Origin of the sequence: Marinobacter sp. M5B (assembly GCF_042604615.1) — a bacterium.
Classification (GTDB): Bacteria; Pseudomonadota; Gammaproteobacteria; order Pseudomonadales; family Oleiphilaceae; genus Marinobacter; species Marinobacter salarius.
On sequence record NZ_CP156894.1, the window covers coordinates 4,181,975 to 4,193,682 of the forward strand.

Below are 11,708 nucleotides of genomic sequence, written 5' to 3' on the forward strand. Positions count from 1 at the left end.
ATCGGCTCAGGAGGCGCACTCCGAACGGGAACCATCCACCCGGCAGCGAATCGCCTTCATCAGGCTGATCGCACGCTCGTCGTAAATACCATCCTCCAGCAACGACAACCGCACCTTGCGCAACATCTTGTCGTATTCGGCAACGTCTTCCTGTGGCGGATGCATCCATACGTCATCGGGGATACCGGCTTCGGCTTCAGCAATGATTTCGTAAGCCTCGTCGATACGCTTGATGGCCTGGTCACGCACCATCTGGCCAGCATCGTCCGGGAAGCGGTCACGGTGGATAATCACCTGAAAGTTCATGTAGGCCAGGGCGTACTTGAACACACCACCGTTCGGGTTCACGCCCTTGTAGAGTTCCAGGGGGGAATAGGCAACTGCTGGGGCATAAGCGAGATCGACGCTGCCATTGTTGAACTTACCCGCAAAGTTGGCGGAGTTGGAGCCCACCACGGACGCCCCCACATGGCGAACCATGCGCACGGACGCGGTGTCGAAATCCAGTGTGGCAATGCGCTTGCCCTGCAGCTTTTCCACCGAATCAATGGCCCGGTCCCGGGTGTGGAGATACACCGCGCCACCGGGGAACACGCCGGCTACTTCGTAATCGCCATCAATCAGAAACGGGCGTGCCTTTTCCTGGCTGAGGGTGTTGTACAGCAGCCGCATTTCCTCTTCACCGGGCACAGCGCCCATGGCTTCCAGGGTACCGGTAAACTTGTTGAATTCGCGGGCACGGGTACCGGTGAGCAAAACCGCATCGCACTGCCCGGCCTTGAAGTCCTCGGCCGCGACTTTCTCGTCGGTATAAGCACGCAGGTCCAGCTTGATACCTTCCTTAAGGGCTACCGGCTGGAAGGTTTTGGTAATGGCAAACAGGGGACCGTTGGCACCGACCGGATCAAACACACAGAAGCTTCGCTCCATGATGTCTGATTCCGCCTGGACGAACGGCGACAACGCAAGAGTGGCACACAGGGCTGCCACCGCAGTGGCCTTTCGCGGGAGGTTGACTGATTTCACGGGGATGACTCCTGAATTATTATTGTTGGGCGACGGCACATCCACATGTGCACAGGTCACCGCATTCCTTCGCCGAGACTATGCCGGCGATGGTAAGAATACGTTGGCACAGGTGCCTGTCTTCAAGGGCTCTGGGGCAAAAAGGTAAGGAACTGTGACGGGCTCGACAGAGGTTACGCAACCTCTGCCACACTTTGCCAATATGAAGCGATATGAAGGCGGGAGCTACAGGTCAGATTGAGGCCACGCCTGCCGCCCATCGCACAGAGTCAGGCGAACAACGCCCGGGAGGGCCTTTCCTGGCAGCGGCACATGACGCCCAACAGAGCTGAGGCTGCTGTCGTTGGGAACCCAGGTGGCATCGGGGTCAAACACACACAGGTCTGCAACCGCACCCTGCCGGAGCTCGGCAGAACGGCCAATCACTTCAGCCGGGCCACCAGTCAGCGAGCGGATCAGGCTAGCCATGTCCAGCTCGCCACGTTCGACCAGCAACAACCCCATAGACAGCGTGCTTTCGATGGTGGACAGGCCCGGTTCCGTCGCCGCCAAAGGCGCCTGTTTGGCAGCGGAATCGTGGGGCTGGTGCTGGCTGGTGATGGCGTCGATCACGCCATCCCGCACACCGCCGAGCAACGCCTGGCGGTCTTTTTCAGAGCGCAGTGGCGGTCGCACGTGATAGCGGCTGTCGAATCCTGACAGGGCGTCCTCGGTGAACATCAACTGGTGCATGGCCACATCGGCGGTCACTGCAATGCCACGTTTGCGGGCATCGGCCAGCATTTCCACGCTGCGGGCACAGGAAAGCTGGCCAAGGTGCAGTCGAACCCCGGTTTCCTCCGCCAACAACAGCATTTCCATGATCGCGGCGGTTTCCGCCACCTCCGGGATACCCAGCAGGCCCAACCGCGAAGCCACCAGGCCGTCGTGGGCGTAGCCGTCCGCTGCCAGCGCCTGGTTCTCGGGGCTGAACATCACCGTCAGGCCAAATGTCCGGGCATAGGCCATACAACGGCGCAACACTCTGGCATTTTTCACCGGGCGGGCTCCATTGCCCAGTGCGATACAGCCAGCACCGGCCAGGCCGGCCATGTCACTGAGCAGTTCGCCTTCCAGGCCACGGGTTATTGCGCCAACCGGCAATACCCGCACCGAAGAGCGCTTCGCGGCCACGTCCAGGATCAGGTTGGTCACCGCGCCGGAGTCATTGACCGGCGAGGTGTCCGGTGAGGCACACAGGGTTGTGAAGCCGCCATGAGCGGCGGCGAGGCTTTCCGAGGCAATATTGCCTTTCTGGCCGTTGCCCGGCTCACGCAGGTTGCAGCACAGATCCACAAATCCGGGTGTCAGGAGGCAGCCTGTGGCGTCGAAATCGTGGTCGGCGGGTTCCTTTTCGGCCGCTTCACCCAGGGCGGCGATTCGCCCGTCACGGACCAGAACGGTGGTTTCAGCGTTGGTGTCGGCCAGGCGGCCACCGATAATCTTAAGGCTGCTCATCCCTGGGCCCTCCCCGCCAGTTTGCGACTGCGCTCGGCCATCTGACCTCCCATGGCCATGGACATCACCGCCATACGAATGGCGATACCGTTAGTGACCTGATTGAGGATCACGGATTGTGGCCCGTCGGCGACTGCGGACTCGATTTCCACACCCCGGTTGATCGGCCCCGGGTGCATGACGATGCATTCAGGATGGGCCAGCGCCAACTTCTCCTGATTCAGGCCGTAGAGCCGGTAAAACTCGCGTTCGCTGGGCAGCAGTGCACCCTCCATGCGCTCTTTCTGAAGGCGCAGCATGATCACCACGTCCAGATCCTTCATACCCCGGGTCATGTCATATTCCACAGTGCACCCCAGGCTCTCAACGTCCCTTGGTAGCAGGGTGGCGGGCGCAATAACGCGCACTTCAGCGGCGCCCAGTTCATTCAGGGCACGAATCTGGGAACGGGCCACCCTCGAGTGCAGCACATCACCGACAATCGCCACTTTCAGGCCTTCAAATCCGCCCTTGTGCTGGCGAATGGTGAGCATGTCCAGCATGGCCTGGGTTGGGTGGGCGTGGCGGCCGTCGCCGGCATTAATGATGGCAACTCCAGGGGTAACGCTCTCGGCGATAAAATGGGGGGCACCACTCTGGGAGTGGCGCACCACGAACATATCGCTGGCCATGGCTTCCAGGTTCAGCAGTGTGTCCGACAAGGATTCGCCCTTGGACGTTGCGGACGTGTTGATGTCCAGATTGAGCACGTCGGCGGACAGCCGTTTGGCGGCCAGTTCGAAGGTGCTGCGGGTGCGGGTACTAGATTCGAAGAACAGGTTGACCACGGTGCGACCCCGCAGCAGTGGCACCTTCTTGATGCTGCGCTCCCCCACTTCGATAAACGAATCCGCGGTATCCAGGATTTCCGTCAGCAGCGCGCGGTTCAGACCGTCGAGGGTCAGGAAATGGCGTAACTGGCCGTCCGCGGTCAGCTGCAGGGAGGTTTGTGAGGGATCGGTTGCCGTCATGGGTCGCCTGTTGATGTTATGCGTTCGCTGATTAGTGGCCTGTTTCCTGGAGTTCTATGTGCAGTGGGTCCGGCCCGCGCAGTTTGACACGCTGATGCGACTGCAGGGCAAGCACCCGTCCGGTTACATCTGGCTGAACGGGCAGCTCCCGAGCGCCCAGATCCACCAACGTGGCGAGGATGATACTCGCCGGCCGGCCATAATCGAAGATTTCATTCATGGCCGCGCGAATGGTACGGCCGCTCATGATCACGTCATCGATCAGGATAATGTCTCGGTCTTCGGTGCTGAACGGCAGGCTGGAGGGCTTCACTTTCGGGTTCAGCCCTATGCGGCTGAAGTCGTCACGGTAGAAGGAAATATCCAGTTCCCCCCAGGGTTCCTGGAGACCCAGGCGTTTACTCATGACATCCGCCAGCCAGACACCACCGGTACGAATGCCAATGAGCGCCGGGGAGGTTACGCCCCGCTCTTCCAGTTTCTTGCGCAGGCCAGCTTCCAGGTCATCCAGCAGCCGGTCGATTTCAAGCAATGCAGTCATTTAAATCCCCATAGTCAGCAGCCCGGGCCCGGTCAGGACGAACGAGACTCCTGCTGGTGAAACCAGGTTTCCAGAATCAGAACGGCGGCGCGGTCATCGACGCCATCGCGACCGAAATCACGGCTGCCACCGGACGCCATTACATCGCCCTTGGCCTCAAAACTGGTGAGACGTTCGTCCACCATCTCAACCTCGACGTGAAAGCGACCATGCAGGCGTTTGCCAAATTTCCGCGCCCGTGCACACATGTCATTTTCAGTGTCATCCATGTTCAGGGGCAGGCCGACCAGCACCCGGTCCGGCTGCCATTCTTTCAACAGCCGACCAATCTGTTCCCAGTCGGGAACCCCATCACGGGCCGGCAGCATGGTCAGAGGCTTGCCAGTCCCCAGAATTTCCTGACCACTGGCCACACCGATCCGGCGGGTACCAAAATCAAACGCCATTACACGCCGGTTGCCAGCCTCAGGCATGGCCCACAAACTCACTGAGCTGGTTGAGATCAATGCCAATAAGCTTGAGCACGGCCTGATACCGGTCTTCCCAGGGTGTCCTGAACAGGATATCGGCGGTGGCGGGGCAGGTCAGCCAGGCGTTGCTGGAGAGCTCTTCTTCCAGCTGTCCCTCACTCCAGCCGGCATAGCCCAGGCACACGAGGTAATTCTTCGGCCCCCTGCCTGCACCAATGTCAGACAGCACGTCACGGGAGGTGGTCAGCAAGACGTCGTCAGCCACCTGCGCAGTGTTCTGCCAGCCTGCGTCCGGGGAATGCAGCACAAACCCGCGCTCGGGCTGAACCGGGCCGCCTCCGTATACTGGCACGTCGAGCTCGCCACCCTCCATGTCCAGCTGCTCCAGAATTTCCCCCAGGTGGATGTCCAGAGGGTGGTTCACCGTCAGCCCCAGGGCGCCTTCATCCGAATGCTCGCACAGATAGATCACTGCACCGTGGAAACGTGGATCCTGCAAATAAGGAGACGCCACCAGAAACTGGTGCCGCAGACTGTGTGGAGAGTGTTTTGATGCTGTCATCCCGATGTCAGCCCCCGCCGTTCGAATACCCAGGTGCGGATAATTTCCAGTTCATCGACATTCTCTCGCATCTCATCCGGGAAAGGCGCGAAAGGTGCTGCCATTCTCACGATGCGTATTGCCGCATCATCAAGCACACTACTGCCAGATGATTCGAGTATAGCCAGTTCCTTTATTGTGCCATCCTCCCTCATGGAAACCAGCATCCGCAGAGTGCCATAGATTCCGGCTCGCCTGGCCTCGGTAGGATAGTTGATATTGCCGACACGGGTTACCTTGCTGACCCAGTTCTGAACGTACCAGGCGTTGGTCGATTTCAACGTCGAGGCCGCGGTTACCCGCATGACCCGGGGTTTCTTGGCGTAGGCCCTGCGCTGCTGATCAAACCGCGCCTCCAGACTGGCAATTTCCAGGCTGCGCTCCATCAGGCTTTTCTTTTCCTTCACTGGTAGCGGCTCTTCCGATGTTGGTTCCGCTGCCGAGGGCTCTGATACCTGGCGTTCATTCTGAGCCTGTGTCTGCACCACCGGCTGTTCCTGTTCTTGCCTGGGCTCAACACGAGACGGAGGTTCCGGCTGAACCTCAGCGACCTCCGGCTGGCTGACGTCGGAAGGCTGCGGCGTGGTCATCTCCACCGGCTCATCCTCGGTACCACTGCCTTTCTGGCTGGTCTGGGCCAGGAAATCAGCCTCCTCCGGATCGGTTTCGTCGTCAAACTGGGAAAGTGTGATTTCCATGGTCTGAGCCGAGGAGCGCGGAGACTCGGGCGCAAAGGTAATACCCAGCACCACGATGGCGTGGAGCGCCAGCGCCATGAAGAGCGTGAACGAAAACCGATCAAAATCGCTGACCTGTACTGCCATTCCTGCTATTTACCCTCGGTTAGACCTGGCTGGAGGTCATTATTTCAGACGGCGCTCGATGGCATCCAGCAACTGGCTGGAAATATCGATGTCGTAGGCGGCATCCAGTTCCCGAATACAGGTGGGACTGGTGACATTGATTTCAGTGAGGTAGTCACCGATGACGTCGATGCCGACAAAAATGAGCCCTTTTTCCTTGAGCACTGGCGCCACACGGTCACAGATCTCCCGATCGCGTACCGTGAGTTCACGACCCTCTCCTCGCCCGCCAGCGGCCAGGTTTCCACGATTTTCACCCTGAGAGGGGATACGCGCAAGCGCGTAGGGAATCGGCTCGCCGTCGATCAGCAGGATGCGTTTATCGCCCTGCTTGATCTCGGGTATGTATTTCTGCGCCATGGCCTGGTGGGCGCCATAGTTGGTCAGGGTTTCAATAATCACCCCAAGGTTGTCGTCGTTTTCCTTGACCCGGAAGATGGAGCGCCCGCCCATACCGTCCACCGGTTTCATGATGACATCACCATGCTCGGCGTAGAATTCCTTGAGTCGCTCAGCCGAGCGGGTAACGATCAACGGCGGCGTGCAGTCCTCAAACTGGGCGGCGAACAGCTTTTCGTTACAATCCCGCAGCGTGGAAGCCGGATTGACCACCAGGGCGCCCTGCTGCTCGGCAATTTCCAGAATGAACGTGGCCATCAGGAACTCCCGGTCCACCGGTGGGTCCTGACGCATCAGGATGACGTCAAGATCACCAAGCGCCCGGTCCTGGGCGCCACCAAAACCGAACCAGTCTTGTGGGTCCAGGTGTACGGTCAGGTCACGGGTTCGCGCCCTCGCCTGTCCGCCCTTGAGGTACAGGTCCGGTAGCTCCATGTACTCGATTTCCCAGCCCCGCTTCTGCGCCGCCAGCAACATGGCCAGAGAGCTGTCTTTCTTGAAATGGATCTTTTCGATGGGGTCCATCACGATGCCGAGTCGGACTGTCATATTGCCTCGCCAGGTAAAAGGTTGAAAACACGAACCGGTCTGCAGAGCGATCCTGGGAATAAGTGCTATGCTGTGGACACAGATGGTATTGTACCCGAGCCGCGAATGCATCCGGAGAAATCCCGTATCAATTACGTGACTTTCCGGGCAGAAGTACATTTGGTCACAAAGTTATACTTTTTATCCGGCCGCCAATACTCTATAAATGAGCGGGATTTATAGAACATCGTTAATGTTTGTGTTAAAAACCCCGGTTGAAAATAACGACAGTCGCTGAGCGCAAGGCAGTTGGACAATGGATGACAACTTCGAGAATCTGAAGATTATGGTGATCGACGACAGCAAGACCATTCGTCGCACCGCCGAAACCCTTCTTAAGAAAGTCGGTTGCGAAGTCATTACCGCAACGGATGGCTTTGACGCTCTGGCGAAAATCGCCGATTCCCAACCCAATATCATTTTCGTCGATATCATGATGCCCCGGTTGGACGGCTACCAGACCTGCGCACTGATCAAGAACAACTCCTCTTTCAAAAAGACGCCGGTCATCATGCTCTCCAGCAAAGACGGACTGTTCGACAAGGCCAAAGGCCGGATTGTCGGTTCAGACCAGTATCTGACCAAACCGTTCAGCAAGGACGAGCTTCTAAACACGATTCGCCAGTATGTTCCCCAGGCGGAACAATAAAACTGCTGCAGCAAAGAACTATTGAGGACACCATGGCCCGCATTCTGATTGTTGATGATTCCCCGACCGAGGTTAAGAAAATCTCGACCATTCTGGAAAAGCACAAGCACGAAGTGCTGACCGCTGACAACGGCGCCGACGGCGTTGCCAAGGCACGCGCTGAAACACCAGATCTGGTCCTGATGGACGTCGTCATGCCCGGCCTGAACGGCTTCCAGGCAACTCGTCAATTGACCCGCGCCCCGGAAACCGCTTCCATTCCGGTGGTGATTGTCACCACCAAGGATCAGGAAACAGACCGCGTATGGGGAACACGCCAGGGTGCAAAGGGTTACCTCGTCAAACCTGTCGTTGAAGACGACCTGATCAAAACAATCAATAGCCTGATTGCCTGATCCCCAACCGTGGAGTAAGCATGTCCGCCCAGGCCGCCCCTTTTGCCGTTCTGACGGATATCGCCCGACGCAGCCGAGCCATGGCTGCCGGTCTGCCGGAACAACAGGAAGCCGTTGAACTCTGGAACGGAATCGGATTTGTTCTGGCGGGTGAGCGTTACGTAGCGCCCATGGGTGAAGTCACTGAAATTCTCCATGTCCCCCGCTATACCCACATACCGGGGGTTCATCCGTTTATGATGGGCGCTGCCAACGTGCGTGGCCGCCTCCTGCCACTGGTCGACCTTGCCGGCTTTTTTGAAGTTCCCCGTTCTTCTCGCAGCACCCGCGAACGCAGGGTGCTGGTTGTCGAACAGGGGGACGTATTCAGTGGCCTGGTGGTCGACAGCGTCTCAGGCATGCAGTATTTCGCAGTGGACAGCTTCGTGGCATCGCCACAGGATGTGCCTGCAAGCGTTCAGCCGTTTGTGAATGGCGGCTACGAGCGTAACGAGGAAGTCTGGAAAGTGTTTTCCGCCGCCGAGCTTCTCGGTGACGAACGCTTCCTGGATGTAGCGCAATGGTAAGGGTGGTGACATTGGCAGGAACATCTTCCCGCCTGCCCAACGCCCGCAGAAACAAACTTGCCACTATTACGAAGAGGCCGGGAGCCAGAAAATGAAAAATAGAGCCGGAAGACTCAGTATGGGACAGGGAGGCAACAAACTGGTTGCCGGCCTGATTGCCGCGCTGATCGCATTGACCGTCCTGCTCGTTGCGGTGCTGTTCATTATCAATCGGGACAGCCAGAACGATCAGGAATACATCGCTCACTCAGCCGAACTGAGGGTGCTGTCTCAGGAAATCGCGAAAAACGCGACGGAAGCCGCCGGTGGTACCGCGTCAGCGTTCGACGCACTGCGACGTTCCCGTGACGAGTTCGAACGGTTGTGGGGCTATGTAGTTGACGGTAATCCGGAAACCGGCCTGCCCCCAAGCGAGGTTGCACAGGACAGCAACGTGCAGGCGACCTGGGAATCGGTTCGTGACAACGCCGACAGCATCCTGTCCACCCAGGACGCGGTACTCGGCCTCCACGAAGTGGCACGGACCCTGAACGAAACCATTCCGCAGTTGCAGGTGGAATACGACGACATCGTTCAGATCCTGCTGGATAACAACGCACCCGCTGAACAGATCGCACTGGCACAGCGCCAGTCCCTGCTGGCGGAACGGATTGTGCGCTCAGTCAACAACGTACTTTCCGGTGACGAAGACGCGGTTATCGCCGCTGACCGGTTTGGCCGCGACGCCAGCCTGTTTGGCCGGGTTCTAGACGGCCAGGTCAATGGCAACCCGGCCATGGGCATCTCCCAGGTAAACGATGAAGATGCCATCTACGGCCTGGAAGCCGTTGGCGAACTGTTTGAATTCGTTTCCCAGAACGTAGACGCCATCCTTGAAGCCTCTCCCGACCTCTTCAAGGTGCGTACTGCGGCCAGCGACATCTTCCAGAACTCACAGGTTCTGCTGGACGAACTGTCGGTTCTGTCCGAGAAATTCACCGGCCAGGCCGGATCCCGTTTCGTCAGCCCCACGCTGGCATTCATCATCCTGGCCGCGATGGTCGGTATCGTTGTGATGATCGGTGTGGTGCTCTACCGCGAAGCCCAGGAGCGTCTGGCAACGACCCAGGAACAGAACGAGCAGAACCAGAACGCGATCCTGCGACTGCTGGACGAACTCGCCGACCTGGCGGATGGTGACTTGACCACGGAGGCCACGGTAACCGAGGACTTCACCGGTGCGATCGCCGACTCCATCAACTACGCGATCGACCAGATGCGTGGACTGGTACAGGCGATCCGTGGTACTGCGGTACGGGTAGCGTCAGCCGCCCAGGAAACCCAGGCCACAGCAATGCACCTGGCGGATGCTTCCGAGCACCAGGCCCAGGAAATTGCCGGCGCCTCTGCCGCTGTGAACGAGATGGCCGTGTCCATCGACCAGGTATCTTCCAACGCGGCTGAATCCTCCGCGGTTGCGGAACGGTCGGTTGCGATCGCGAAGAAAGGCGCGGAAGTGGTACAGAACACCATCCGCGGCATGGACAACATCCGTGAGCAGATCCAGGAAACCTCCAAACGGATCAAGCGTCTGGGTGAATCTTCCCAGGAAATCGGTGACATCGTATCCCTGATCAACGACATCGCCGACCAAACCAACATCCTGTCCCTGAACGCCGCGATCCAGGCCTCCATGGCCGGTGACGCAGGCCGGGGCTTCGCGGTGGTTGCGGACGAAGTTCAGCGACTGGCGGAACGTTCCTCTGCAGCAACCAAGCAGATTGAGGCACTGGTTAAGACGATCCAGTCAGACACCAACGAAGCCGTTATCTCCATGGAACACACCACCGCCGAGGTGGTCCGTGGTGCACGTCTGGCACAGGACGCGGGTATTGCGCTCGAGGAAATCGAGAACGTATCCATGTCCCTGGCGGAATTGATCCAGAACATTTCCAACGCCGCCCGTCAGCAGTCGTCCTCTGCGGCGCACATTTCCAACACCATGAACGTCATCCAGGAAATCACCTCGCAGACGTCCTCCGGTACCAACGCGACCGCGAAGTCTATCGGTAACCTGGCAGAAATGGCGTCTGAACTGCGGTCCTCTGTTGCGGGCTTCACACTGCCCGAAGAAGAGTCGGCCGATCAGGAAGAAGAGGAAGACAGCGACGTACCGGTGGTGAGCTGACAACCGCTCCGAGGCTGCTGACAGTTTATGGCTGAAACACGCAACCATCTGTCACCTGCCGAAGGCATCTGGTCACTGCGCCGACTTCCCGATATGGACGAGGCGCAGTTCAACCAGTGGCAGACGCTGCTTGAACATCGTACCGGCATTACCCTGTCTTCCGGGCGCAAATCGTTTCTCGAGACCAACCTCGGGATTCGCATGCGGGAGATTGGTTGCAGTAGTTATCAGGCCTATTACGAGAAGATCGTATCCGGCCCGGACGCTGTCGTTGAATGGTCCACCCTGGTGGATCGTCTGACGGTTCAGGAAACCCGGTTCTTCCGGGATCCGGATGCCTTCCGGCTGGTGTCTGACTATGTGCTTACCCGGCCCCGGGAGACGCTGAAACGGCGCCCTCTGGAGGCCTGGAGTGTGGGATGTTCCACCGGCGAGGAACCCTACACGCTGGCCATGCTGCTGAATGAGAGTATGGAGGGGTTGTCGCTACAACCATTGTTTGGCGTTACCGGCTCCGATATCAGTAAACCGGCCATCGACAAGGCCCAGTCCGGCCTGTTCAGTGCCCGCAAGCTGATGGGAATGGATGACGCCATGAAAGCCCGGTATTTCCGGCCGGCGGAACGGAACAACGTCGAGATTATAGAAAGCATCCGGGAGCGGGTGTGTTTCACCAGACTGAATGTGCTGGATCTGAAACACGCTCCGATGCATGGAATGAATATTATCTTCTGCCAGAACCTGCTGATTTATTTCCGGCGCTGGCGCCGGCGGGAAATCGTGAAAAGGCTTGCAGAGCGGCTGGCGCCCGGGGGGTTGCTGGTCCTGGGCCAGGGAGAGTTGACCGACTGGCAGCCCCCTGGCTTACAGAGGGTACCCTCGGAACATGTGCTGGCGTGGATCAAACGCCAGACTGACGAAGAATAACCGGAGTGG

General features: G+C 58.6%; 13 protein-coding genes. 5 read left to right on the forward strand and 8 right to left on the reverse strand.

Annotated elements, in window-relative coordinates:
• Positions 1-6 precede the first annotated feature (6 nt).
• The 8 genes from AAGD24_RS19005 to gshB all read right to left on the reverse strand — a co-directional run bounded on the left by AAGD24_RS19005 (position 7) and on the right by gshB (position 6,956).
• Positions 7-930: a putative solute-binding protein gene (locus AAGD24_RS19005; protein ID WP_379867372.1), complete on the reverse strand. Its 924-nt coding sequence runs from the start codon at positions 928-930 to the stop codon at positions 7-9.
• A 321-nt stretch (positions 931-1,251) separates the two neighbouring features.
• Entirely contained in the window at positions 1,252-2,523 is a 1,272-nt protein-coding gene (locus AAGD24_RS19010) for a dihydroorotase (RefSeq protein ID WP_075194701.1), read from the reverse strand.
• Positions 2,520-3,533, reverse strand: a complete 1,014-nt coding sequence (locus AAGD24_RS19015; protein WP_036211371.1) for an aspartate carbamoyltransferase catalytic subunit — start codon at positions 3,531-3,533, stop codon at positions 2,520-2,522. The genes AAGD24_RS19010 and AAGD24_RS19015 overlap by 4 nt, the downstream gene beginning before the upstream one ends.
• Before the next feature lie 31 nt (positions 3,534-3,564).
• Positions 3,565-4,074, reverse strand: a complete 510-nt coding sequence (gene pyrR, locus AAGD24_RS19020) for a bifunctional pyr operon transcriptional regulator/uracil phosphoribosyltransferase PyrR (RefSeq protein ID WP_036211374.1) — start codon at positions 4,072-4,074, stop codon at positions 3,565-3,567.
• 32 nt (positions 4,075-4,106) lie between these two features.
• On the reverse strand, positions 4,107-4,547 hold the full coding sequence (gene ruvX, locus AAGD24_RS19025; protein WP_041333003.1) for a Holliday junction resolvase RuvX: 441 nt from the start codon (positions 4,545-4,547) through the stop codon (positions 4,107-4,109).
• Complete coding sequence (locus AAGD24_RS19030; RefSeq protein WP_036211379.1) at positions 4,540-5,106, reverse strand: YqgE/AlgH family protein; 567 nt, start codon at positions 5,104-5,106, stop codon at positions 4,540-4,542. Before AAGD24_RS19030 ends, ruvX begins: the two co-directional genes overlap by 8 nt.
• Entirely contained in the window at positions 5,103-5,969 is an 867-nt protein-coding gene (locus AAGD24_RS19035; protein WP_085678515.1) for an energy transducer TonB, read from the reverse strand. Before AAGD24_RS19035 ends, AAGD24_RS19030 begins: the two co-directional genes overlap by 4 nt.
• Before the next feature lie 39 nt (positions 5,970-6,008).
• Positions 6,009-6,956 (reverse strand): glutathione synthase, encoded by a 948-nt coding sequence (gshB, locus tag AAGD24_RS19040; protein ID WP_075194698.1) that lies wholly within the window; start codon positions 6,954-6,956, stop codon positions 6,009-6,011.
• Positions 6,957-7,251: 295 nt separating this feature from the next.
• On the opposite strand from gshB, the gene pilG reads away from it, so the two are divergent.
• From pilG to AAGD24_RS19065, 5 genes are all read left to right on the forward strand, one after another.
• A complete protein-coding gene (pilG, locus tag AAGD24_RS19045) occupies positions 7,252-7,644 on the forward strand; it encodes a twitching motility response regulator PilG (protein ID WP_007154228.1) in 393 nt (130 codons plus the stop codon).
• 32 nt (positions 7,645-7,676) lie between these two features.
• Positions 7,677-8,039, forward strand: coding sequence for a twitching motility response regulator PilH (gene pilH, locus AAGD24_RS19050; protein WP_007154227.1), 363 nt, complete (start codon positions 7,677-7,679; stop codon positions 8,037-8,039).
• A gap of 20 nt (positions 8,040-8,059) precedes the next feature.
• Positions 8,060-8,605, forward strand: a complete 546-nt coding sequence (locus AAGD24_RS19055) for a chemotaxis protein CheW (RefSeq protein WP_007154226.1) — start codon at positions 8,060-8,062, stop codon at positions 8,603-8,605.
• Between the two features lie 91 nt (positions 8,606-8,696).
• Positions 8,697-10,772, forward strand: coding sequence for a methyl-accepting chemotaxis protein (locus AAGD24_RS19060; protein ID WP_036211383.1), 2,076 nt, complete (start codon positions 8,697-8,699; stop codon positions 10,770-10,772).
• 27 nt (positions 10,773-10,799) lie between these two features.
• Positions 10,800-11,699: a protein-glutamate O-methyltransferase CheR gene (locus AAGD24_RS19065; protein ID WP_036211386.1), complete on the forward strand. Its 900-nt coding sequence runs from the start codon at positions 10,800-10,802 to the stop codon at positions 11,697-11,699.
• Positions 11,700-11,708: the final 9 nt, after the last annotated feature.